Origin of the sequence: Micromonospora sp. NBC_00898 (genome assembly GCF_045207895.1) — a bacterium.
Taxonomy (GTDB): domain Bacteria; phylum Actinomycetota; class Actinomycetes; order Mycobacteriales; family Micromonosporaceae; genus Micromonospora.
Genome location: NZ_CP108775.1, coordinates 2,613,770 through 2,637,368, shown reverse-complemented (window position 1 = coordinate 2,637,368; position 23,599 = coordinate 2,613,770). Strand labels below are relative to the sequence as shown.

At 74.4% G+C, this 23,599-nt stretch carries 23 protein-coding genes; 11 read left to right on the top strand and 12 right to left on the bottom strand.

From position 1 onward, the window contains the following. Positions 1-49: 49 nt before the first annotated feature. Both OG799_RS12885 and OG799_RS12880 read left to right on the top strand, forming a co-directional pair. On the top strand, positions 50-670 hold the full coding sequence (locus OG799_RS12885) for a PadR family transcriptional regulator (RefSeq protein ID WP_406045268.1): 621 nt from the start codon (positions 50-52) through the stop codon (positions 668-670). A 41-nt stretch (positions 671-711) separates the two neighbouring features. Further along, positions 712-1,716, top strand: a complete 1,005-nt coding sequence (locus tag OG799_RS12880; protein ID WP_406045267.1) for a hypothetical protein — start codon at positions 712-714, stop codon at positions 1,714-1,716. A 22-nt stretch (positions 1,717-1,738) separates the two neighbouring features. Here the strand turns inward: OG799_RS12880 and OG799_RS12875 are convergent, their stop codons facing one another. The 4 genes from OG799_RS12875 to OG799_RS12860 all read right to left on the bottom strand — a co-directional run bounded on the left by OG799_RS12875 (position 1,739) and on the right by OG799_RS12860 (position 7,450). After that, a complete protein-coding gene (locus tag OG799_RS12875) occupies positions 1,739-3,154 on the bottom strand; it encodes a CoA transferase (protein WP_406045266.1) in 1,416 nt (471 codons plus the stop codon). 75 nt (positions 3,155-3,229) lie between these two features. Next, the gene (locus OG799_RS12870; protein WP_406045265.1) at positions 3,230-5,557 is read right to left on the bottom strand and encodes a transglycosylase domain-containing protein; all 2,328 of its coding nucleotides are present in this window, start codon (positions 5,555-5,557) and stop codon (positions 3,230-3,232) included. Positions 5,558-5,743: 186 nt separating this feature from the next. Next, positions 5,744-6,430 (bottom strand): hypothetical protein, encoded by a 687-nt coding sequence (locus OG799_RS12865; protein WP_406045264.1) that lies wholly within the window; start codon positions 6,428-6,430, stop codon positions 5,744-5,746. A gap of 165 nt (positions 6,431-6,595) precedes the next feature. Then, the gene (locus OG799_RS12860) at positions 6,596-7,450 is read right to left on the bottom strand and encodes a hypothetical protein (protein ID WP_406045263.1); all 855 of its coding nucleotides are present in this window, start codon (positions 7,448-7,450) and stop codon (positions 6,596-6,598) included. Between the two features lie 153 nt (positions 7,451-7,603). On the opposite strand from OG799_RS12860, the gene OG799_RS12855 reads away from it, so the two are divergent. The 4 genes from OG799_RS12855 (at position 7,604) to OG799_RS12840 (ending at position 11,490) form a co-directional block, all read left to right on the top strand. Continuing rightward, complete coding sequence (locus tag OG799_RS12855) at positions 7,604-8,542, top strand: diacylglycerol/lipid kinase family protein (protein WP_406045262.1); 939 nt, start codon at positions 7,604-7,606, stop codon at positions 8,540-8,542. A gap of 59 nt (positions 8,543-8,601) precedes the next feature. After that, a complete protein-coding gene (locus tag OG799_RS12850; RefSeq protein WP_406045261.1) occupies positions 8,602-9,375 on the top strand; it encodes a nucleotidyltransferase domain-containing protein in 774 nt (257 codons plus the stop codon). 55 nt (positions 9,376-9,430) lie between these two features. After that, positions 9,431-10,534 carry a hypothetical protein gene (locus OG799_RS12845; protein WP_406045260.1) on the top strand — a complete coding sequence of 368 codons (1,104 nt, stop codon included), beginning with the start codon at positions 9,431-9,433 and terminating at the stop codon, positions 10,532-10,534. A gap of 143 nt (positions 10,535-10,677) precedes the next feature. Further along, entirely contained in the window at positions 10,678-11,490 is an 813-nt protein-coding gene (locus tag OG799_RS12840) for an SAM-dependent methyltransferase (RefSeq protein WP_406045259.1), read from the top strand. A gap of 139 nt (positions 11,491-11,629) precedes the next feature. Here the strand turns inward: OG799_RS12840 and OG799_RS12835 are convergent, their stop codons facing one another. Next, complete coding sequence (locus OG799_RS12835; protein ID WP_406045258.1) at positions 11,630-12,490, bottom strand: S1 family peptidase; 861 nt, start codon at positions 12,488-12,490, stop codon at positions 11,630-11,632. Between the two features lie 254 nt (positions 12,491-12,744). On the opposite strand from OG799_RS12835, the gene OG799_RS12830 reads away from it, so the two are divergent. From OG799_RS12830 to OG799_RS12820, 3 genes are all read left to right on the top strand, one after another. After that, positions 12,745-15,540: an FAD-binding and (Fe-S)-binding domain-containing protein gene (locus OG799_RS12830; RefSeq protein WP_406045256.1), complete on the top strand. Its 2,796-nt coding sequence runs from the start codon at positions 12,745-12,747 to the stop codon at positions 15,538-15,540. Between the two features lie 73 nt (positions 15,541-15,613). Next, entirely contained in the window at positions 15,614-15,754 is a 141-nt protein-coding gene (locus OG799_RS12825) for a hypothetical protein (RefSeq protein WP_406045255.1), read from the top strand. Next, positions 15,751-16,278: a hypothetical protein gene (locus OG799_RS12820; protein WP_406045254.1), complete on the top strand. Its 528-nt coding sequence runs from the start codon at positions 15,751-15,753 to the stop codon at positions 16,276-16,278. Before OG799_RS12825 ends, OG799_RS12820 begins: the two co-directional genes overlap by 4 nt. Positions 16,279-16,282: 4 nt before the next feature. Here OG799_RS12820 and OG799_RS12815 read toward each other — a convergent pair whose 3' ends face one another. Then, positions 16,283-17,317: a nitronate monooxygenase gene (locus OG799_RS12815; RefSeq protein ID WP_406045253.1), complete on the bottom strand. Its 1,035-nt coding sequence runs from the start codon at positions 17,315-17,317 to the stop codon at positions 16,283-16,285. Positions 17,318-17,490: 173 nt separating this feature from the next. Here OG799_RS12815 and OG799_RS12810 point away from each other — a divergent pair, with 173 nt between their 5' ends. Next, complete coding sequence (locus OG799_RS12810) at positions 17,491-18,372, top strand: SDR family NAD(P)-dependent oxidoreductase (RefSeq protein ID WP_406045252.1); 882 nt, start codon at positions 17,491-17,493, stop codon at positions 18,370-18,372. Positions 18,373-18,463: 91 nt separating this feature from the next. Here OG799_RS12810 and OG799_RS12805 read toward each other — a convergent pair whose 3' ends face one another. The 6 genes from OG799_RS12805 to OG799_RS12780 form a co-directional block, all read right to left on the bottom strand. Further along, positions 18,464-18,631, bottom strand: a complete 168-nt coding sequence (locus tag OG799_RS12805) for a hypothetical protein (protein WP_406045251.1) — start codon at positions 18,629-18,631, stop codon at positions 18,464-18,466. A gap of 78 nt (positions 18,632-18,709) precedes the next feature. Beyond that, on the bottom strand, positions 18,710-19,951 hold the full coding sequence (locus tag OG799_RS12800; protein WP_406045250.1) for a styrene monooxygenase/indole monooxygenase family protein: 1,242 nt from the start codon (positions 19,949-19,951) through the stop codon (positions 18,710-18,712). An 18-nt stretch (positions 19,952-19,969) separates the two neighbouring features. Next, entirely contained in the window at positions 19,970-20,575 is a 606-nt protein-coding gene (locus OG799_RS12795; RefSeq protein ID WP_406045249.1) for a GTP-binding protein, read from the bottom strand. Continuing rightward, positions 20,553-20,891 (bottom strand): DUF742 domain-containing protein, encoded by a 339-nt coding sequence (locus OG799_RS12790; RefSeq protein WP_406045248.1) that lies wholly within the window; start codon positions 20,889-20,891, stop codon positions 20,553-20,555. The genes OG799_RS12795 and OG799_RS12790 overlap by 23 nt, the downstream gene beginning before the upstream one ends. A gap of 25 nt (positions 20,892-20,916) precedes the next feature. After that, a complete protein-coding gene (locus tag OG799_RS12785; RefSeq protein ID WP_406045247.1) occupies positions 20,917-21,381 on the bottom strand; it encodes a roadblock/LC7 domain-containing protein in 465 nt (154 codons plus the stop codon). Then, positions 21,378-22,436: a sensor histidine kinase gene (locus OG799_RS12780; RefSeq protein ID WP_406045246.1), complete on the bottom strand. Its 1,059-nt coding sequence runs from the start codon at positions 22,434-22,436 to the stop codon at positions 21,378-21,380. The genes OG799_RS12785 and OG799_RS12780 overlap by 4 nt, the downstream gene beginning before the upstream one ends. A 472-nt stretch (positions 22,437-22,908) precedes the next feature. Between OG799_RS12780 and OG799_RS12775 the strand changes: the two genes are divergently transcribed. After that, positions 22,909-23,535, top strand: a complete 627-nt coding sequence (locus OG799_RS12775) for an SGNH/GDSL hydrolase family protein (RefSeq protein WP_406045245.1) — start codon at positions 22,909-22,911, stop codon at positions 23,533-23,535. The last annotated feature ends 64 nt before the right edge of the window (positions 23,536-23,599 follow it).

The window sequence follows — 23,599 nt, the reverse complement described above, 5'->3', positions numbered from 1 at the left end:
AGTGATACTAGTTGCATGTCAACTAGTAGCCGGTCGTAGGATGACGGCCATGACCTCTTCCGCGCGGAGTTCGCCGCTGGCCCTGACCGTGCTGGCGCTGTTGCACGCCGGGCCGTTGCACCCGTACGGCGTGCAGCGACTCATCCGGCAGTGGGGCAAGGATCAGGTCGTCAACGTCAACCAGCGCGCCAGCCTCTACCGCACCATCGACAGGCTGCTGGCAGAGGGCCTCATCGCCGTCCATGGCACCGGCCGCGACCAGGCCTACCCGGAACGGACGGCGTACGAGATCACGGACGCGGGGCGACGAACCGGCCGCGACTGGCTCGAGCAGATGCTGTCGGTGCCGAAGCAGGAGTTCCCCCAGTTCCCGGCTGCTCTGTCGTACCTTCAGATGATCAGCCCCGAGGAAGCCACGCGGTTTCTCCAACGCCGTGCCGACCGGCTCGAGGTCATCCGGGAGGAGTTGCGGTCGCAACTGTCCCACCGGCCCGACGGGCTCTCCCGCGTCTCCTATCTGGAGACCGAGTACCTGCTCGCCGTGGTGGAGGCCGAGGACAGGTGGGTGCGATCGGTCACCGACGACCTGCGCACCGGCCGTCTTACCTGGCCCGATGAACAGGACCGACCCGAGGCGGGGGACCGAGGCGGATCCGCCGCCGGAGTGTGAGGCGGCCCGTGCGCGTCCGCCGTGGTCGCTATGCTCCCGCCGTGTTCCGAAATCTCTTCAACCGTGGTCCGCAGCCCGTCGAGCCGGCCGCCGACCTCGACCCGGCCCTCGACGACCACGACCTGCGGGCCGCCCGGGACAAGGCGCTCGCCGGCGATTGGCAGGTCGCCCGGGACATCGTCGACGCCGCCGGCTCCGACTGGGAACGACGGGGCCGCCGGGTGGCGGCGCTGAGCGTCGCGGCCGCGGACGACGGAGCCTGGCTCGACGCCTGGCACGCGGCGATCCCGGACGACCCGACGGCGGCGGCGATCTGGGCGTCGACTCTCGCGGAACGGGCGAGCCGGGCGCGCGGCGCGGCCCCGGCGGCCGACACCACCCGGGAACAGTTCGTCGGTTTCGCCGAGCTGTCCGCCCAGGCAGCCGAGGCGGGACGGCAGGCGATCGCGCTGGCGCCGCACGACCCGGTGCCCTGGGTGGACGTGCTGTGGGCCATTTTCGCCGGCGGCCGCACCCGGCACGAGGAGTTCGCCGAGGCGCTCGCCGAAATCCGGCGCCGGGACCGGTTCCACTTCGCGGCCCACCTGGCAGCGGTGAGCTTCCACTGCGAGAAGTGGTTCGGCTCGCACGACGCCATGTTCGGGCTGGCCCGGGCGACCGCCGCCGCCGCGCCGCCCGGCGCCGGCGTGACCATGCTGCCGGTCTTCGCCCACTTCGAGTACGCGATGCGCGAGTTCAACTGGGGCACGCCGACGCCGAAGGGGCTGCTCGCCTGCCGCCGCTACTTCCAACGCCCGGAGGTGCAGCGGGAGCTCGACGCGTGCGTGGCGAAGTGGCAGGCGGCCGGGCCGCCCACGCACGCCGCCGCGATGGTGTGCCGCAACTGGATCGCCCTCGCCTACGCGCTCTCCGACCGGCGGGTCGAGGCGAAGGCGACGTTCGACGAGATCGGACCCTACGTGGCGAGCCCGGCGTGGTCCTACTTCTTCGGGGGCCGTGCCCACGGCTTCCTGTCGAACTGGCGGTGGGCCAACCGGCTGCGCTGAGCCGCGAGCCCCGCGGCGGACGTCAGCTCGGCAGCCACGCCGGGGGGTCGGCGCCCCAGGGCGACGGGGGCGTCGCCCACGTACGTGGTCCGCCGGGCAGGCAGACCGGCGGCAGGGCATACCGGAGACGACCGACCGCAGCGTCCCGCTCCGCGCACCAGCGGCTCGGATCCGGCGCGCTCGCCGGGCCCGCCGAACCCTCCGCCGGAATTTCGTGCAGCAGCCACCGCGCGGTACGGGCCAGGGAGAGTTCGACCGACCAGGCCCCGCCCCGCTCGCCCCGCAGCGCCAGGGCCCGCAGCACCGCCGCCGCCAGGAGGTAGCCGGTGCCGTGGTCGAGGGCCTGGGCCGGCAGCGCTCCCGGCGCGCCGTCGGCCCGCCGTTCGACCTCCGCGATGCCGGTGGCGGCCTGCACCAGGCTGTCGAATCCGCGCCGACGCGCCCACGGCCCGCTGAAGCCCCACGCCGACAGCCGCGCGACCACCAGACCGGGACGCCGCCGGCGCAGCGCCTCGGGGGAGAGTCCGAACCGGTCCAGCGCCGCCGGACGGTAGCCGGTGACCACCACGTCGGCGTCGGCGACCAGCTCGTCGAAGCGCGTCCGGTCGGCGGGCCGGCGCAGATCCAGCAGGGTGGACCTCTTGCCGAAGCCGGTGTCCAGGTGCTGCGCCCCGATCTCCGGCAGTAGGGGGTCGTCGACCCGCAGCACGTCCGCGCCGAGCAGGGCGAGGACCCGGGTCGCCACCGGGCCCGCGATGACCCGGGTCAGGTCGAGCACCCGGACACCGGCGGCGGGCAGCAGCGGACCCTCCGGTGGCGGCGGCAGCCGCCGTGGCGCGGCCGCGTCGTCGAGACACAGCCCGACCAAGGGCTCCCGCGCGACCGCCAGGGCCTGCGGGTGCGCGGACCACTGCTGCGGTGTGCGCACCGCGACGGCGAGCCCGCCGACGGTGGTGACCGCCTCCTCGACGCCGACCGCCGGCTCCGCGCGGATCCGGTCGGCGACCTCGGCGGCCAGCGACGCGTCGTCCGTCCGGGACGGGTCGCACCCCAACGCGGTCAGCAGCCGGTCGCGGTGGTGCGGGTAGTTGGCGTGGGTGCGTACCCAGCCGTCGGCGGCCGGCCAGAACCGGGACAGCGGCGCGAAGCCCTCGAAGGCCGTCCCGTCCACCCGCAGGTGCCGTTCGCTGGTGAAGGCGGTCGCCACGGCGCCGGTGTGCACCGGGACGGCGTCGGCCACCCGCAGCCCCCGGCTCCGGGCCAGCTCGGCTGCGGCCAGCCCGGCAGCGGCGACGGTCGCCACGGCGAGCTCCGCGACCGGCAGCCGAGCCGCCAGGACGCCCGCCGGACCGTGCCGGGCCACCGCACCGTTGGCCGCCTGGTCGCCGCCCAGCGCGGTCCATGCCGCTCGGACCGCGTCTCCGCTCGCCTGCTCCACGAGCTGATTATTCGCCGGCCGGCGAACGGGCCCCGGTCGGGTGGGGGGCCGCCGCCGGGCGGCGGCCACCCACCGTCACCTCGGTGCCTTGGTGCGCGACGGCGACAGGCTCGGCAACGGGCTCAGGGAGGGTGACAGGGTCGTCGTCGGCTTGGGCCGGCCGGTCGGGCTGGAGCTGGGGGTCGGCCGCTCGCTCGGCGTCGGTGACGCGGTGGTCGGCGTCGGTGACGGGGTCGTCGGCTTCGGCGCCTCCGGGGTGGGCGACGGCGTGTCGTCCGGGAACTCGGGCGTGCCGAACCGGTACTTGTCCGCGTCGAGCTTGAGCGCGGCGGTGGCCTGCTCCATGAACTGCCGCCAGATCGGCCCCGGTCCGCTGGACCCGTACACCTCGTAGCTGCCGTCCTTCGTCTTCAGCGGCTTGCCGTCGGTGGTGCCGAGCCACACCGCGGCCGCCAGCGCTCCGGTGTAGCCGACCATCCAGGTGTGCACGTTCTGGGTGGTGCTCTGGCCGGCCTGCCAGGTGCCGGTCTTGCCGGCCGAGTCCCACCCGTTGTCGAGCTTGGCCGCCTTCACCCGGCTCAGCGTCCAGTCGAGCTGGTTGATCGCCTCCTTGTCCAGCCCGAGGTCGGTCTGCACCAGGCGTTCGGCGAACAGGCGCTCGTCACCCTTGCTGACCGACCGGACGAAGTGCTGCTCGGCCCGCTTCCCGCCGGCGGCGAAGGTCGCGATCCCGTTGGCGTGGTCCTGCACGGCGATGCCGTACTGGCCGATGCCGACCTCGGTGGAGAAGCGTCCCGCCATCTCCTCGGCCGGCTGGCCGCGCAGCTCGACCCGTTGCGGCCGCGGGTTGCCCTTCTCGGTGGCCCACATCGAGTCGACGCCGGCCCGGGTGGCCATGTCGATCACCTTCGCCGTGCCGAGCTTCTCGGTCAGCTCGAAGTAGGTGACGTTGAGCGAGGCGACGGTGGCCTCCCACAGCGCGCAGTTCGGCTGACACGGCGCGTGCTCGGCGTTGCGGATCGGCCCGGCCGGGCTGGCCTTGGTCCGGCCCGACGCCGGGAACTCCTTGGTCTCCGGAGAGTCGAAGTGCTGCTTCACCGAGATCTTGTCGCCTACGGCGGCGGCCAGGTCGTAGACCTTGAACGACGAACCCGGCGGGTGCTGGCCGAAGCCGCGGGCCGCACCGCTCTCGTCGTAGTACCACCCGGCGTAGTCGGCGCCGTTACCGTCGTTGCCGCCGTAGTAGCCGAGCACCCGGCCGGTGCCCGGTTCCACCGCCACCAGCGCGGCCTGCCAGTTCTTCGGCTGCCCGCGGACCGCCTCCGGGGCGCTGTCGCGCCGGATGTCGGCGGCCGCCTCGGCCGCGTCCTGAACCCGCTTGTCGATCGTGGTGACGATCTTGAAGCCGCCGTTGCGGATGAAGTCCGCTGGTTTGCCCTTGAACTCGTCGGTCTGTCGCAGTTCGCTCAGCACGTGGTTGACCACCAGGCCGGCCGGCCCGTCGAGCCCGGACCGGCCGGCGTTCGGGTCGACCGGCTTCACGTCGTCCGGGTACGCCAGGTTCGCCGCGTCCTGCGCCGACAGGTAGCCCAGCTTCACCATGCCGTCCCGGATGTAGTTCCACCGGTCGATCGAGTTCTGCCTGGCCTGGGCGTTGCGCCGCGGGTCGTAGCCGGGCGAGCCCTCCGGGTCGTTGGGGTCGGCCTCCGGCTGCTTCACCATCGCGCAGAGCACCATCGCCTCCGCCGGGGTCAGCTGGTTCGCCGGCGGCGCGTCCCGGCGCACCGTCTTGCCGAAGTACGTCTGCGCCGCCGCCTCGATGCCGTACGCGCCCCGCCCGAACGGCACCGTGTTCAGGTAGAAGCCGAGGATCTCCTCCTTGGAGTACTTGTCGTCGAGCTTCCAGGCGATCACCGCCTCGCGGAGCTTGCGGGAATAGGTGACGCCCCTGAGGTCGGCGGCCACCCGCGCGTACTGCTGGGTGATGGTCGACGCGCCCTGCCGCTGGCCGCCGGTCACGTTCGACCATGCGGCGCGCAGCACACCGGAGAAGTCGATGCCCTTGTTCGTCCAGAAGCTGCGGTCCTCGGCCGCCACGATCGCCTGCTTGGCGGAGTCGTTCATCTGCTCGTACGGCACGATCGTCCGGTTCTCCGCGCCCAGCGTCGCCAGCTTCGTGCGGCCGTCCGCGTAGTAGACCGTGGTCGACTCCGGCAACCTCAGGTCGGTGGGGGTGGGCACGCTGTCGAAGTAGTAGCCGCCGGCCACCAGGCCGGAGCCGGCGAGCAGCGCGAACACGGCAAGGAAGATCAGCACGCGATGGCGCCGGCGCTTCCGTCCCGCGGGGGCGACCCGCGCTCCGGAACCGTCGGCGGCGTTGTTGTTGTCACCGGTAGGAAGCACCCGCACTCGATACCCTCCGACTGCTCGGCTGAATCTTGAGCCCGTCCGGGGTGCAGGCTATCGGAGCCGGCGATCACGAGGTGGCGGTGCTGCTGGAGCCGGACGGCTTCGGCAGCATGCCCCTGGCACACCACCCGGCCCGGTCGCGTCACCCCGCGCCGCTCAGCCCCGCCCGGCGCGGGTCCGTCACGGGTGGACGTACCCGCCCAGGCGGTCGTTGCGCACCCGGACCAGGGACTGGCGGGCGGACCACCGGGCGACGGTGTTGCCGCTCATCCGGCCGGCCCAGAACGGGGAGAACCGCCACATCGGATGCGCCGCCCCGCCGCCCGGCAACGGGAAGGGCGCCCGGCTGGCGTACCCGTGCCGCTGGTGGAGGTACCGGTCGGCCGTGGTGAACACCTCCGCGTAGGTCGGCAGGCTCAGCGTGTCCATCCGCCGTTGACTGCCGGCGAGAACGGCGGCGGCCCGGCGCCCCCGGTCCGGGCCGGGCGCGGCCAGGAACGCCAGGTGGTTGTGGGCCTCGACCGGCCGCCGCGCGGCGAGGGCGCGACCGAGCAGGAGGAACCGGTCGCGGTGGGCCCCGCACGCCGCCCCCAGGCGTTCGGCGTACCCGGCCGGCTGGGGGATCGGCCGGTAGCGGTGGAACCAGATCGTGGCGGCGGTGCCGTCCTGGAGGAGGAACGCGTCGCCGAAGAGCAGCGCGTGCTCCGTCCAGATCCGCGCCACGGCGGCCAGCACGCCGGGTCGGCACGGTTCGTCCGGCACGAGCCAGGCGCCGAGGTCGGTGGGGGAGAGGGCGTCGGTGATGAGATCGACGATCCGGTCGATGTCGCGCCATCGGGCACGCACGACGGATGTTCTCGCGGTCATGGAAAGCTCCTGCTCACGCTCACGATCGGAGGTGACGCGGACCCGGCGCCGCACATCCGGTGCGGCGGTGCACGGGTCGGCCACGGGGGCCGCTGGGGCCGTCGGGGGCAATGATCCGCACGACTGGCCGGAGTCGCCCGCGGGCGCGCTCCGGCGGATCGGTGCTCAGGCGGGTCTGGTCCCCGGGCGGGGCGATCGGGAGGAGAGGGCGGCCGGGCCGGCCGGTCGGCTGGGCTGTCCCCGTACGGCCGGGGGCGCCCAGGCCGCCGGGGGCGTGTCGGCGGCGTCGCCGTGCGGAGCGCCGGCGGAGCTGGCGCTGCTCGGGGAGGGGACGGGCGGCACCGGCAGGTGGTCAGCGTGCGACCGCAGCGGGTGTGTGGTGCGGTGGGGCGTGCCGCCCGCCCGCGGCGGTGACCCGTGGCGCGCGGTGGCGGCCGGTTGCTTTGTGGCGCCGGCGCTCGGGGCCGGACGGAGCCCGGCGGCCACGGGCGCGACCACGCCCGCGGCGACCGGGTCGAGGATGCCGGCTCCCGGCTCCGCCGGCCCGATCCGGCTCGGCTCGCCGCTCCGGGACGGGGCCCTCGTCGCGCGATCGGGTGGCAGGCCCGGGCGCGCCGACCTGGCCGCCGGCCGGCGGTGCGGTGGCGCGTGCCGGGTGACCCGGCGCGGTGGCGCGTCCCGCGTCGTGCGCCGCGGCGCGTCCGGCGCGGTGCGGTGGTCGGAGGTCCGGGGAGCGGGCCGGGTCGAGGCGGTCGGTGGGGGGGCCGGGTCGGGCTGCGCCCCGCCGGTCCCGGTCCGCGGCGCGGTGGGGCCCGTCGTGGGCGTCGTCGGCAGGACGGCGGAGAGCGCGTCCCGGAGCATGGTGACCGGGTCGGTGACCGTGACGGCGGGAGCCGGGTCGGCGGCGTACGCGGCGTGGCCGGTGACCGCGTCGTAGGCGCTCCACGCGCCGGTCACCCCGGCCAGCAGCAGGCCCAGACGCAGCGCCAACCGCGTCAGCCGCTCGCCGCGTCGCGTCATCCCGGCAACCTCTCCGAGCCCCGGCCAGCGTCGGGGCCAATGCCCGCACTCTACCGAAGGCGTTCGCCCGATCACAGAGTGCGGCTGATCGAAATCGGGCGCGTCGTGCCGGGGCAGGAGTGGGATCCGGCCGCCCTGGGTACCTCGGCGGCCATGAGCACGAGCACGGTCGACAGCCCCGCCACCGACCCGGCCGCCGCCCGGTCGGTGGGCACCGTCGCGGTCGTCGCCCACCGGAAGAAGACCCTCGGCGGTGGCCTCGACGAGCTGCGGGCCAGCCTGGTCGCCGCCGGCGTCGGGCGGCTCCTCTGGTACGAGGTGCCGAAGAGCCGCAATGCGCCCGAGCGGGTGCGCAAGGCGTTGAAGAAGGGCGCCAACCTGCTCCTGGTCTGGGGCGGGGACGGCATGGTGCAGCGCTGCGCCGACACTTTGGCCGGCACGGACGTCCCGATGGGCATCCTGCCCGCCGGCACGGCCAACCTCTTCGCCACCAACCTCGGCATCCCGCACGACCTGCCGAAGGCGCTCGGGATCGCGCTGCACGGCCGGCGCCGCACCCTCGACCTGGGCCGGCTCAACGGCGAGCACTTCGCAGTGATGGCCGGCGCCGGCTTCGACGGCGACCTGATCCGCGCGGCCGACCGCAAGCTCAAGGGCCGGCTGGGTCGGATCGCGTACGTCTGGACCGGGCTGCGGCACGTCCGCGGCGAGCTGGTGCGCACCCGCATCCGGGTCGACGGCGCCGACTGGTTCGACGGCGAGGCGAGCTGCGTGCTCTTCGGCAACGTCGGCACGATCACCGGCGGCATCCCCGCCTTCGACGACGCCCGGCCGGACGACGGCGCGCTGGAGGTCGGCGTCGCCACCGCCAGCGGCGCCGTCGACTGGGCCCGCACCCTGGGTCGGATGGCGGCCGGGCGGTCGGAGGACTCGCCGTTCGTGCGGATCACCCGGGGCCGCAAGGTCACCGTGCGCTTCGCGGCGCCGAAGACGTACGAGCTGGACGGCGGGGCCCGGACCACGGCGAAGCGGCTGAAGGTGAGGGTGGTGCCGGGCGCCCTGACGGTCTGCTGCCCGGATCGCCCGGCCTGAGCCGCCGTCCGCCGGGCCCCGACGCCGCCCCCGGTGGGCGGGCGGGCAGGATGGCCGGCATGGACGACGCGGTACGCGGCTATCTGGCCGAGCTGGTCGACCGGGCGCGGGGCGTGCTCGGCGACGATCTGGTCGGCGCGTACGCGGCCGGCTCGATGGGCCTGGACGCGTACCAGCCGGGGCGCAGCGACGTGGACGTGGCGCTGGTCGTCGCGCGGACGCTGGCCGGGCCGACGAGGCGGACGCTGGTGGACCGGCTGCGGCACGAGGCGCTGCCCTGCCCGGCCCGCGGCCTGGAGCTGGTGGTCTACCGGCGCGACGTGGCCGCCTCCGGCACCCCCGAGCCGGGCTTCGAGGTCGAGCTGAACACCGGCGCGGCCATGTCGTTCCGTGCCACGTACGCCCCGGGGGACCGCCCGGGCGCCGACGGACACTTCTGGTACGCCCTCGACCGGAGCATCCTGCACCAGTCCGGGCTGGCCCTGCTCGGCCCGCCGGCCGCCGAGGCCTTCGCCGACCTGGCCCCGGGTGACCTGCGGCGGTTGCTGGCCGAGGCGCTGGCCTGGTGGTTGGCGCTGCCCACCCCGCCCGGCGACGGCCCGGCGCCGGGTGCGGAGGACGCGGTGCTGGGTGCCTGCCGCGCGCTGGTGAAGGTCCGCGACGGTCGCTGGCTGTCCAAGGTGGACGCGGGGCGTCGGCTGCGGGGCCGGGGCGAGCACGCCGACCTGATCGACCGGTCGATCGCGGCCCGCCGGGGCGGCCCGCCGCCCGGCGGCACCGAGGCGCGGGCCTTTCAGCGGTGGGTGCTCGCCGAGGTCGCTCCCACGCATTGACGCGGATGAGGGCCTTACTGTAAACAAGGCGTACTGATCAGTCGGGGAGGTCCCCATGCGACGCTCGGTACTCCTGCCAGTCCTCCTGCTCACGCTCGCGACGGCCACGCCGGCCGGCGCCGCGCCACCGCCCCGCGCGGCCCCGGTGACGCTCGCCGCCGCCCCGGTCCAGGTCTACGGCGCCTGGCACTGCGGCAACGACTTCTGCACCTGGGGAACCGTCCGCACCGTCACCGAGTTCGACAGCCAGAACCACTGGCTGGTCGACCGGGGCGACGGTCGCCCGTCGGTCAACCTGGCGGTGCTCAGCTTCGTCAACCCGCTCGCGCTGCTGCACCAGACCACCGACGCGAGCACGCTCGACGGCGTGCCCAGGGGCATCACCCCCGAGATCGTCGGCTACTTCACCTCGCGCGGGGTGCGGGTCATGCTCTCCATCGGCGGCATCACCTACACCGACGACTGGGACGCGGCGCTCGCCGAGAACCCCACCCTGCTCGGCCAGCGGGCCGCCGCGGTCGCCAGCCGACTCGGCGTCGGTATCGAGATCGACTACGAGCAGAACACGGGCCCGAACCTGGCCGGCCTCCAGTCCTTCATCGACGCCTATCGGGCCGTCCACCCGTACGACGCCACCGGCGCCAGGCCCGAGGCGCGGCTCACCATCGACGTGGCCGCCGGCGACCGCTGGCTGATCGACCTCAACCGCAAGGCGACCGCCGACTGGCTGCGCACCGACGCCCCGGTCCTCGACTACGCCAACGCGATGGTGTCCGCGCGGCCCGTCTCGGCCAGCACCGCACAGGCGAGCTGGCAGGAGCACGTCGACGGCAAACCGCAGTACAGCCCGCCGGTGCCGCCGCTGGCCCCGGCGAAGTTCAGCGGCGGCCTCTACCTCGCCTACGGCGGCAAACCGCTGCCGGAGTGCGTCGACTACGCCACCTCGGTGCAGCGCGCCGCCGCGCCGTACGTGCAGACCGTCGCCCCGAAGGGCGCGGGCGTCACCGCCGGCATGCTCGGGTTCATGTTCTGGGCGGCGGAACGCCCGTCGACCCGGGGCATCGGCACGGTGCCGCCGAACACCTGCGAGGGCGGGGCCGGCGCCGGGGCGACCGCGCTCGCCGTCCCCGTTCCGATGCCCGCCCTGCGCCAGAGCTGACCGCTGCCGGCCGGTCCGGGCGGCAAGGTGGGCTGAGCGGCGCCGTCCATGATGTTCCGACCCCGCCCGGAGCGGGGCGTTGATGCCGTCGCGACGACGGCCGCCTAGGCTGGCCCGAACCCACCAGACACAAAGGAGCGTCGGTGACGGACAAGCCCTCGACCACCACGGCACGCGCGGACGCCCTGGACACCAGCGTCCCGCACTCGGCCCGGCTGTGGAACTATCTCCTCGGCGGCAAGGACAACTTCGCCGCCGACCGGCAGGCCGCCGAGCAGGTGCTCGCGTTCATGCCGGAACTCGTCCAGTCGGCCCGGTTCAACCGCGAGTTCCTCGGCCGCGCGGTCCGTCACCTCGCCGGTGACCTCGGGGTCCGGCAGTTCCTCGACATCGGTACCGGCCTGCCCACCGCGAACAACACCCACGAGGTCGCCCAGGCCACCGCCCCGGAGTCCCGGGTCGTGTACGTCGACAACGACCCGATGGTGCTCGTGCACGCCCGGGCCCTGCTGACCAGCAGCCCGCAGGGTGCCACCGACTACCTCGAGGCGGACCTGCGCGACCCCGAGCGGATCCTCGCGGAGGCCCGCCGCACGTTGGACTTCGGGCAGCCGATCGGCGTCATGCTGCTCGGCATCCTGAACTTCATCGTCGACGACGACGAGGCGGTGCGGATCGTGCGGCGGCTGGTCGAGGCCGTGCCCGTCGGGAGCTACCTGGTCGTCTCGCACCCGACCCGGGAGGTCAACCCCGGGGCGGTCGACCGGGCGCTGGCGATGTGGAACGACGGCGGTGCCGCGACGATGAGCGTCCGGACCCCGCGGGAGATCGCCCGCTTCTTCGACGGCCTGGAGGTCCTCGAACCCGGTCTGGTCACCTGCTCCCGGTGGCGGCCGGACGGCAACGACACCACCCCCACCTCGGAGTACTGCGCCGTCGCCCGCAAGATCGGCTGAGCCGCCTGGGGCGCTGCCCGTCGGGAAGCTGGTAGCGGTAAAGCCCGCCGGCCGCGACCGTCGGGCGGCACGCCGAAGACCCGCACCGAGGTGGCTCGGTACGGGCCTTCGGGTGGTCGGCCGGCGGGTCGGGGACGGGTCAGTACACGGTCACGCCGTACGCGCCGGCGGCCTCGGTGACGGGCTGGTAGAAGGTGGTGCCACCGGAGCGGCAGTCGCCGCTGCCGCCGGAGGTGATGCCGAGCGCCTTGGTGCCGTCGTAGAGCGGGCCGCCGGAGTCGCCGGGCTCGGCACAGACGGTGGTCTGGATCATGCCCTTGACGGTGCCGCTGCCGACGTAGCGGACCGTGACGTTGAGCGCGGTCACCGTGCCGCTGTGGGTGCCGGTGGTCGACCCGGTCCGCTTCACCGACTCGCCGACGAATGCGTTGGCGGCGGTGTAGCCGCCGGGGTGAGTCAGCGAGGTGTTGTCGTAGCGGACCAGCGCGTAGTCGTTGCCCGGGAAGCTGGAGCCGACGGTCGGGCCGATGAGAGTGGTCTGGCTGGAGTTGGTGTACCAGGTGTTGGCCACGTCGCCGCAGTGCCCGGCGGTCAGGAAGTAGTAGGTGCTGCCCTTGACCACGTTGAAGCCGAGCGAGCAGCGGTAGCCACCGCCGTAGATGGCGTTGCCAGCGGAGAGCATCGGGCGGAAGACCCCGCGGGCCCGGTCGATCCGGATCGCGCCGGCGTTGCTGCCGGCGCTCTTCTTCAGCGTGGCGAGTTCGGCGGCGGAGACGGTGTCGTCGGCGGTCACCACGACCCGGCCGGCATCGACGCGCCAGGCGATCCCGTCGACGCCGGAGGCCGCGACGGCGTGGTCGACCTGGGCGAGCTGGCTGGCACTGTAGCTGGGCGGGGCGGCCGAGGCGGGGCCCGGCACGGTGAACGCGCCGGCGGCGACGAGGCCGACGGTGGCGGCGAGCAGTGGGGTGAGCCGGCCGGAGATGGGTCGGATTCTCACGGTCTCCTCCTCGGAGGGCGGCGGGCGACCGGTGCGGGCGGCACCCGTGAGGCGTCGCCGTGGTCCCGGCTCGGGGTATCGACCTCGACGAACGTGATAGCGGCGAGTATCCACCAGGGTCGATGCTGCCGCAAGGGGGCTCGCCCGCGGTGGCCGGCCCGCCGCTAGGGTGTCAACCTGGGGAGGTAGGCCATGACATCGCAGCTGACCGGGGCCACACGCCCGACCGCCGGCGCCACCGGCGGGTGCCTCCGGTGAGCCGCCCCGCCGACCCCGACCTCGCCGCGCTCGACGCGACGCTGCCCGGCACCGTGGCGACCAGGGCGGCCGACCGGCTGCGGCTGGCCCACGACGCCTCGCACTACCTGCTGCATCCCCGCGCGGTGGTCACCCCGGCCGACGCCGGGCAGGTCGCGGCCCTGCTGCGGCACAGCCGTCGCAGCGGCACGCCGCTGACCTTCCGCTCCGGCGGCACCAGCCTCAGCGGGCAGGCGGTCACCGACCACCTGCTCGTCGACACCCGCCGCAACTTCCGCGAGCTGACGGTCCTCGATGACGGCCGTCGGGTCCGGGTGCAGCCCGGCGTCGTGCTGCGCGGGGTCAACAACCGGCTCGCCGCGTACGGCCGCAAGCTCGGCCCCGACCCGGCCAGCGAGTCCGCCTGCACCATCGGCGGCGTCGTCGCCAACAACTCCAGCGGGATGACCTGCGGCACCGAGTTCAACACCTACCGGACGCTGGAGTCGCTGGAGCTGGTGCTGCCCAGCGGGACCATCCTGGACACCGGCGCCCCGGACGCCGACGAGCGGCTGCGGGCCACCGAGCCGGAGCTGCACGCCGGCCTGCTGCGGCTGCGCGACCGGGTGCGCGGCAACCCCGACTCGGTCCGCCGCGTCCGGGCCCAGTACGCCATGAAGAACACCATGGGCTACGGGGTGAACGCCTTCCTCGACCACGATTCGCCCAGCGAGCTGCTGACCCGGCTGGTCGTCGGCAGCGAGGGCACCCTCGCCTTCGTCGCGGCGGCGACCTTCCGCACCGTACCGGTGCACCGGCACGCCGCGACCGGCCTGCTCGTCTTCGACGACCTGGCCCGGGCGATGGCCGCGATGCCGGCGCTGGTCGCCGCCGGCCCGGCGGCGATCGAGCTGCTCGACGCCGCCGCGCTGCGGGTCGCCCAGCTCGACCCGCGGGCGGACGCCGCGCTGCGCGGCCTGGCCGTCCGGGAGCACGCCGCGCTGCTGGTGGAGTGGCAGGAGGCCGACCCCGACACGCTCGCCGACCGGGTGGCGGCGGCCCGGCCCGTCCTCGCCGGCCTGCCGCTGTCCGCCCCGCCCCGGCTCAGTGGCGAGGCGGCGGCCCGGGCGGCGCTGTGGCACATCCGCAAGGGCCTGTACGCGGCCGTCGCCGGCGCCCGACCCTCCGGCACCACCGCCCTGCTGGAGGACATCGCGGTGCCGGTGGAGGCGCTCGCCGACACCTGTGCCGAGCTCGCCGACCTCTTCGCCCGGCACGGCTACGAGGAGAGCGTCATCTTCGGCCACGCCAAGGACGGCAACCTGCACTTCATGCTCAACGAGCGGTTCTCCGGCGGCGAGGCGCCGGAGCGCTACGCGACGTTCACCGAGGAGATGGTGGACGCCGTCCTCGCCCACGGCGGCACCCTGAAGGCCGAGCACGGCACCGGCCGGGTGATGGCGCCGTACGTCCGCCGGCAGTTCGGCGACGAGCTCTACGAGGTGATGCGCGAGCTGAAGACGCTCTGCGACCCCGACGGCGTGCTCAACCCCGGCGTGCTGCTCAGCGACGACCCCGACATCCACCTGCGCCACCTGAAGACGGTGCCGACGGTGGAGCCCGAGGTGGACCGCTGCGTCGAGTGTGGCTACTGCGAGCCGGTCTGCCCCAGCAAGGACCTCACCACCACCCCTCGGCAGCGGATCGTGCTGCGCCGGGAGATCGCCGCCGCGCAGGCGGCCGGTGACGAGCGGCTGGCCCGCGAGCTGGCGGACGACTACGACTACGACGCGGTGGACACCTGCGCGGTGGACGGCATGTGCGCGACCGCCTGCCCGGTCCTGATCAACACCGGTGACCTGGTGAAACGGCTGCGCGCCGAGCGCAACGGCGGGGTCGCCCAGGCCGGTTGGCGGGGCGCCGCCGCCCGCTGGGGCGCAACCACCCGCGGCATGGCGCGCGGCCTGGACCTGGCCGGCGCCCTGCCGCCCGCGCTGCCCGAGGCGGCCACCCGGGCGGCCCGCGCCGTGCTGGGCCCCGAGCGGGTCCCGCAGTGGCGGCGCGACCTGCCCCGGGGCGGCGAGGTTCGCCGTCCCCACCCGGTCGACGAACCGGACGCGGTGTTCGTCCCGTCCTGCCTGGGCACCCTGTTCGCTCCGGCCGAGGGCGGCCCGGGGGTGGCCGCCGCGCTGCTGGCCCTCGCCGAGCGCGCCGGGGTCCGCCTGCTCGTCCCCGACGGGATCGCCGGCGTCTGCTGCGGCACGCCCTGGTCCTCCAAGGGCCTCACCGCCGGCTACCAGGCCGTCCACGACCGGGTGTCACCCGTGCTGATGGAGGCCAGCCGCGGCGGGACGCTGCCCGTGGTCAGCGACGCCGCGTCCTGCACCGAGGGCTTCGCGAAGCTGGTCGCCGACGGCGGCGACGCCGTCGCGGTGGTCGACGCCGTCGCCTACGCCGCCGCCGAGCTGCTGCCCCGGCTGACCGTCCGGCGCCGGCTCGCCTCCCTCGCCCTGCACCCGACCTGCTCGTCCACCCGGCTGGGGCTCGACGAGGCGCTGGTCACCGTGGCCCGCGCGGTCGCCGACGAGGTGGTGGTGCCCGACGGGTGGCAGTGCTGCGGCTTCGCCGGCGACCGGGGCCTGCTGCACCCCGAGCTGACCGCCGCCGCCACCCGCGCGGAGGCCCGCGCGGTGTCGGAGCGGTCCTTCGACGGGTACGCCTCGGTCAACCGCACCTGCGAGATCGGGATGGCCCGGGCGACCGGCCAGCCGTACCGTCATCTCCTCGAACTCCTGGAACACGCCACCCGCTGACCGGTCCCGCCGTAGCCTGTCTCCGCATGGGCGACGCGGGCGGCGGCCGGCACGGGGACGGGGGAGGGCCACCGTGAGTGGACTCGCCTCGCCGCTGCTGCTGGTGATCTTCCTGGCCTGCGCCGGAGTGATCTGGGGCGCCGGTGTCATCCTGTCGGACAGTACCGACGTGCTCTGCCGGCGCCTGCGCCTCGGGGAGGCGCTCGGTGGGTGATCCTGCTGGCCGTCGCCACCAACCTGCCGGACGTCGCGATCACCACGAGCGCGGCCCTGGCCCAGCAGGTCGACGTCGCCGTCGGCAACATCCTCGGTGGCATCGCCATCCAGACCGCGGTGCTCGCCGTGCTGGACGCGGCCGGCGTGCGGCCGCGCAGGCCATTGACCCACCTCGCGGCCTCGCTGACCCTCGGCGATGACCGCCCTGTCCGAGGTCACCACCGGGCTCGCCGCCACCGGCTCGGCGACTACCAGCTGGCGGTGAGCGACATCCTCGGCGGGAACGCCTTCCTGCCGGTGCTCTTCCTGCTCGCCACCCTGCTCACCAGGGAGGCGGTGCTGCCCCGGGCCCACCACACCGACATCTACCTCACCGCCCTCGGCGGCCTGCTCACCATCGTCTACCTCGCCGGGCTGGTGTTCCGGCCGCGTCGACAGTGGCTGCGGATGGGCCCGGACTCGATCACCGTGCTGATCCTCTGCGCGGTCGGCATCGCCGGGCTGGCGCTGATACCGGCCTGAACGCTCAGAGCGTCCGGGTCAGCTCCTCGATGATCTCGGCGGCCGGTGCGGCCCGCGCGGCGCGGTGACCGGTGCCGGCCCAGAGGTGCAGCCGGTCGGCGTCGCCGGCCTCCGCCGCGGCCCTGCGCAGCGGCCGGGTCAGGTGGTGCAGCGCGGGATAGCCCAGCGGGGCGTCCGCCTCGTACCGGTCGATGAAGTCGTTGCGCAGTCCGCGGGCCGGCCGTCCGGTGAAGGCCCGGGTGACCACGGTCCGATCGCGGCGCGGGTCGGCCAGCGCGTCCCGGTGGGTGCGGCTGGCGCCGCTCTCGTCGGCCCGGAGCAGCAGCGTGCCGACCAGGACGGCGGTGGCGCCGGCGGTGAGCGCCGCCCGGACGTCCCCGACCCCGCCCACGCCGCCGGCGGCGAGCACGGGCAGGCCGGTACGGGTGCCCACCAGGCCGACCAGCTCCGCGAGGGGCCGGACGGACGCGGGCGCGTCCGGGGTGAAGGTGCCGTAGTGGCCCCCGGCGTGCCCGCTCTGGGCGACCAGCCCGTCCACTCCTAGCTCCGCCGCCGCCGCGGCCTCCACCGGGTCGGTGACGGTCACCAGCACCCGGCTCCCGGCTCGCCGCAGGTCGTGGACCACGGCGGCGGGCGGCACCCCGAAGGTGAAGCTGACCACCGGCACCGGATCGCGGACCAGCAGCGCGATCTTCTCCGCCCAGTGGTCGTCGTCCTCGGTCCGCGGGGCCGCCGCCAGGTCGAGCCCGTACGGCTGACCCTCGCCGGCGATCCGGGCGGCGTAGCGGCGGAACGCGGCCTCGTCGACCGGCACCGGGGTCGGCACGAACACGTTCACGCCGAAAGGCAGGCCGGTGGCCCGCGCCGCGGCGATCTCCTCCGCCACCGCCGCCGGCTCCCGGTACCCGGCCGCCAGGAAGGCGAACGCGCCACCCCATCCCACGGCCGCGACCAGCCGGGGGGTGGTGGGCCCACCCGCCATCGGCGCGGCGACCACCGGCAGGTCCACCCCGAGAAGTGCGTTCCGATCGGTGTCCACCGACCCAGTCTGCCAAGCCCATGACGCGGTGCGGTGCGGGTGGCCGGTACCGCGTGGCGGATCTCCGGCGCCGACGGGACCGCCGGTCTATGTTGCAGGAGACGACCGAGGCCCCGCGGTGGCGGCCGGGGCGACCGGGAGCACCGACGGCCGCGACGCGGAGGTGAGGGCTGATGACCGCAGGCACGCCGCCGGCGCGACCGCTCAGCGGGCGGGTCGCGGTGGTGACGGGCGCGGCGCGGGGCATCGGGCGAGCCGCCGCCCTGGCGCTGGCCGAGGCCGGCGCGGACGTGGCCGGGCTGGACGTCGCGGGACCGGTCAGCACCGTCCTCGACTACTCGCCCGCCACCCGCGAGGACCTCGCCGGGACCGGCCGGCTGGTGACCGCCGCAGGCGCCCGGTGGCAGGAACACGTCGTCGACCAACGCGACATCGCTGCCGTCCGGTCGGCCGCGGCCGGCGTCGAACAGACGTGGGGCGGGGTGGACGTCGTCTTCGCCAACGCCGGAATCCAGGCGTTCCGGCCGCTGCTGGAGATGACCGACGCCGACTGGCACGACCAGATCGACGTCAACCTGAGCGGCACCGCGAACGTGCTGCGCGCGTTCGCCCCGCTGCTGGTCCGGCGTGGGGGCGGGCGGATCATCGTCACCTCGTCCACACAGGGACAGCACGGCACGAAGAACGGGGCGGCGTACTCGGCCTCGAAGTGGGGCATCCTGGGCCTGATGAAGTCGGCCGCGCTGGAGCTGGGCGCACACGGGATCACGGTGAACGCAGTGATCCCCGGCCTCGTCGACACCGTCCTGACCCGGCACGCCGACCGGTACGCCCAGGCGATCACCGAGGGCGGGCGGACGCCCTCCGGCGACGTCGGCGAGGACGAGCGGACCGCGATCGCCCTGCTCCGCGCGAAGACGCCGCTGAGCGTCCCGTGGGTGCAACCGTCGGAGGTGGCGCCGCTGGTGGTGTTCCTCGCCTCGGACCAGGCCCGGATGGTCAGCGGCACCTCGTTCGCCGCGACCGGCGGCGACAGCGCCCACGTCACCGCCTGACCGGCGGGTCAGCCCCCGGATGGCGAGGGCCAGTTGATGTGCCGCCGCCGGGGCGGGCGCTTCCGCCCGCCCCGACGTCATGAGCGGTGCGTCACCGTTTCGCCTGCTTCGCCATCTGCTTCGCCATCTGCGGATCCATGCCCTTGCCGACCTGGTTGAGTGCCTTGCGCAACTCGCCCTCGGTCATCTTGGAGTTGCCCTCGATGCCCTTGTCGTGGGCCTGCTGACGCAGCTCGTGAAGTTGCTCCCGACCTGACATGGTCACCTCCTGGTACTCGATCCGGAGCCCCACGCTTACCCGCGAGAGCGGCGAACCAACGCGGCGGAGCCGGCCGGGTCACCCGGCGGCGACCGAGGTCAAATAGCGGTCGGCGGCCCCCGGCGTCATGAACCAGTCGGAGAAGTCGTTCGGGTCGCTGAAGCCGTTGGCGAAGCGCCGGGCGATCGTCGGGTTGCCCGCGGCGGCGCCCAGGAGCTGCTGCACGTGCGGCGGCAGCGGTTGCAGCATCGCGTTCGTCCAGCCGGTGACCGCCTGGCCGGTGTCGGCCCAGAACCGCTCGAAGGTCTGCTCCATCCACCCCCCGTCGAACGGCCGGTCACCGCGCTCCACGATGGACCCAAGGTAGGAGTGGGCGCACTTGGCGGCGGTGTTGCTGCCCTGGCCGGTGATCGGGTCGTTGGCCACCACCACGTCCGCCATGCCGAGGACCAGGCCGCCCGAGGGCAGCTCCGCGACCGGGCGGCGCACCGTCGGGGTGTACCGGCCGGACAGGGTGGCCCGCCCGTCGGTCAGCTCCACGTCGACGCACCGGTCGTAGATCCACGGCGTGTAGCGACGGGCCAGGTCGAGGGTCAGCTTGAGGTGCTCGGCCGGATCCCGCCGCTCGGCCCACAGGTCGAGCGGCCCGCCGGGCGCCGCCTCCCAGAACAGGATCTCGCACGGCCCGGACAGGGTGAGGGCGGGGATGACGAACAGTTCGCCCAGGCCCGGCACGGCGTTGAAGCTGACGTGCGGCGCCGGCAGCAGCGGGTCCGGGGTCATCCCGTGCACGTAGGCGACGGCCAGTCCCCGCTGCGGGGCGGTGTGCACCGAGCGCTGCGGGTCCCGGTCGAAGACGCCCACCAGGTCGCCCTTGCCGGCGGCGACGACGGTCAGGTCGTACCGGCCGAGCCGGGTCAGCCCGTCCAGGTCGGCGGTGGTCACCCCCTGGTAGTGCACCGTCCCGCCGCGCTGTTCGAACAGCTCCAGCCAGGTGGCCATCTTCACCCGCTGGTCGGTGCTCTGCGCCGGCTCGTCCAGCGGGCAGGGGATGCGCAGCGCCCGCTCACCGGGCGGGGCGGACAACGACACGTGCAGGCCGTCGATCCGGGGCGCCTGGTCCTGCCACAGGTCCAGCCCGTACCGGCGCTCGGTGCGCAACGCGGCGTCGAACATCGCCTGGGTGCTCATCACCCAGCCCCGGCGGATCTCGTCCGGCGTGCGGGCGGACATGACGGTGACGTCGTAGCCCTCGGCGAGCAGGCTCAGGCCGAGCTGCAGTCCGGACTGCCCGGCCCCGACGATAAGGATCTTGCGCATGGGTTCCTCCAGGTTGGACTATCGGACCGCGAGCGCGCCCGCGGCGGGTCGGGCGGTGCGGGCCATCGTGTGTTCCACGACCGCCAGCAGCGCCCGGGCCACCGAGGACGGGTCGCGGGCGTCGCAGGCGATCAGCGGTACGCCGGCGGGCAGCGCGAGCGCGTCGCGGACGTCCGCCAGCGGGTGGTGCAGCACCCCGTCGAACAGGTTCACGCAGACCACGAAGGGCACCTCGCTGTCCTGTTCGAAGTAGTTGACCGCCGGGAACGACGCCGCCAGGTTCCGGGTGTCGGCGAGCACCAGGGCACCCACCGCCCCCCGGCACAGGTCATCCCACATCGGCCAGAAGCGGGGCTGGCCGGGCGTGCCGAACAGGTACAGCACCAGGTCGGCGCCGATGGTCAGCCGGCCGAAGTCCATCGCCACGGTGGTGGTGGTCTTGTCGATCCCCGGGTCGAGCCGGTCGACCGGTTCGCTGGCCGCGGTCATCCAGGCCTCGGTGTTGATCGGCGGGATCTCCGAGATGGACCGGACGCAGGTCGTCTTGCCGACGCCGAACCCACCGGCGATGACGATCTTCGCCGAGGTCGGCGACGGGTTCTCAGGCAAGCTGGCGGAGTCCATCGCGCAGTCTCTCCAGGAGGCGGAAGTCGAGCGAGTAGGTGTCGGCGTGGATCCGTAGGCGGTCGGTGGCGGCGAGGTCGTCGACGACCACCCGGGTCACCCCGAGCGACATCCCGCACACCGCGGACAGTTCGGCCACCGACCGGGCCCGGCGGGCGTGCTCGTACAGCGACCGGGCCTCCGGCAGCAGGCCCGAGGCGAAGACGGCGTCGTAGTACGGCACCGACACCAGCGTGTGCACCAGCAGCGGTTGCCGGGTGCGGGTACGGCCGGCGGTCAGCACGTACGGCCGCACCTTCCAGTACGTCATCGGCATGATCAGCCTCCTCGGCTCCGGTCGGTCAGCGCGGCTGGCTGGCGGTCATCCGATGCAGCTCGTGCCGGACCTGCGGGGTCAGCGCGTGCCACACCGCGCCGACGAACTGGGTCATCCGGTAGGAGACGACCCGCAGGTCGCAGCCGGGCGCGGCGGCGACCGCCAGGCCGGCGGACTCGCCGACCCGCATGAAGAGCAGGTGCCCGCGGGGCAGCCGCACGGTCAGGTACTCGGCGGCGCCGAGGTCCAGCAGCGAGGCGCTGCGGTCGGCCATGCTCAGCAGGCCGGCGGTCAGCGCGGCGAGCTGGTCGCCGAGGTCCCGGGAGACGTCCCGGGAGGCGGCGAGCTGGAGGCCGTCGAGCGACACGATCAGGGCGTGCGTGATGCCGGGTACGTCGTCGGCGAACTGGCGGACCAGCCAGGCGCAGTCGGGCAGCCCCTGCCCCGCGGCCGCCGGGCCGTTGCCGTTGCCGGGGAAACCGTGGGTCATCGCAGCCGTCCTTCGTCGTCGCTGGTGGTGGTGGCCTGGGCGTCGTGGACACCGGCGGCGAAGGCCGCCGTCTCGTCCGGCCAGGCCTCGGGAGGCGATCCGGCCTCGGTCGCGGCCTGGTGCGGAGTCGTCGTGCCGGGCCGGTGCGCCCCGGCCGTGGGGTTCTCGGCGCGCACGCTCTCGGCTACCCGGCGGGGCAGCCCGCCCCCCGTCGTCGGTCGGGACTCGTCCGGTGGGTCGGCGGACCGGCCGCCGAGGGTGCTGAGGCGGACGGTGGGCGCGTGCGTGCTGTCCGGGGCCATCGGCGTACTCCATTGGTGGACCCGGCCCTTGTCGTCCGGCGGCGGGGGCGGCCAGGCCGGCGGTGGCGCGGACCCGGCGGGGGCGGGCCCGGCGGGGTCCGGCCCCGCCGGGGTGCGGTGCTCGCAGAGCAGCGCGCCGGGGACGAGGACCGTCGCCGTCGTGCCGCCCGAGGGCCGGTTGGTCAGGGTGACCCGCAGCCGGTGGGCGACGGACAGGTGGGCCACGACGGCCAGTCCCAGGTGGGCCGCCGGGTCACGGGTGGTCGGGGTGCCTGGCTGGCCGCCGAGCAGGGCGTTGAGGGCGGGCAGGTGGTCGGGGTGGATCCCGACGCCGGCGTCCTCCACGCGCACCAGGACGCTGCCGTCCTCGGTGATGTAGGCCGACACGATCACCGGCGAGGTGGGCGGGGAGAAGCGGGTGGCGTTGTCCAGCAGTTCGGTGAGCACCCGGATCACGTCGTCGGCGGCGAACTCGACCACCGCCAGCTCCACGACGTGCCCCACCCGGATGCGCGGGTAGTACTCCACCGCCGAGGTGGCCGCCCGGACCACGTCGACCAGGGTCACGGTCTGCGGGTCGGCGTCCTCGACCCGACGGCCCAGCAGGACCTGGAGGTTCTCCGCGTGCCGGCGGATGCGGGTGTTGGCGTGGTCGATCCGGTAGAGCCGTTCCAGGCGCTCCGGGTCCTGCTCGTCGGCCTCCACCGCCTCCAGGTGGGAGCCCATCTGGTACGCCGAGGCGAGGGTCCGCATCGCGAACTGTTCGCAGATCGCCGGCCACGGACCGGGCGAAGGTTCCGCGGGCGGTGGGGGAGGGGGCGTCTCCGGTGGCGCGACGGCCCACTGGGCGACCGTCGGATCCAGCCAGCGTGCCGCTCGCTGCCGCCAGGTCACGCGCCGTCGACCCGCCGATTGCACCGGCGAGATATCGGTGCTTTTCACGAAAATACCGATCTATCAGTAATCAGCGGCTGTGGCATGGTGCAGCAGTCAACCACCGTCTTGTGCCGATAGCAACGGTCAAGGTCAACTTAGGGTGGTTTTCACACCCGTCCCGGCCGGCTCCCACCGATGCTTCATCGGTCCCGACGGCGGAAACGCAACAGTCGGACCCCGGGATCCGGGGCGGCCGGGGTGTGACGTCGGCCGTCGGCGACGGACAAGCCCGCGGGTCACGGGGCATGATCATGACGGCGGGTGGCGACGAGGGAGCGGAGACGAACGGATGACGGTGGACGTGCCCCGCGGTGGGCGGGTGCTGCTCATTGGCGACAGCATCACCGACGCCGGACGGGACCGGGCCAGCGAGGACCTGGGCTGCGGGTACGCGATGATGGCGGCGGCCTGGTTCACCGCCCGCCACCCCGAGCACCAGGTCACCTTCCACAACCGGGGCGTCAGCGGCGACCGGGTCCGCGACCTGCGCGCCCGGTGGGACAGCGACTGCCTCGTCCTCGCCCCGCAGGTGGTGTCGGTGCTGATCGGCGTCAACGACACCTGGCGCCGCTACACGCGGAACGACCCGACGGGCGTCGCGGAGTTCGAGCGCGACTACCGGCACCTGCTCGACCTCACCCGGCGCCGCCTGGACGCGGCGATCGTGCTCGTCGAGCCCTTCCTCATCCCGCTCGACGACGCGCAGCGCGCCTGGCGGGCGGATCTCGGCCCGAAGGTCGAGGCGGTCCGCCGGCTGGCCGCCGACTACGACGCCACGCTGGTCGCGGTGGACGACCTGTTCCAGGCCGCCGGGGTCGACGAGCGGGTGTGGACGAACGACGGGGTGCACCTCACGCCGTTCGGCCACGCGCTGCTCGCCCAGCAGTGGCTGCGCGCGGTCACCCCGGTCGCCTGAGACCCGGGTGCCGGTGCGCCGCCGGCGACGGCGTCCCGGCCGCCCCGGACCGGCGACGCGGCTG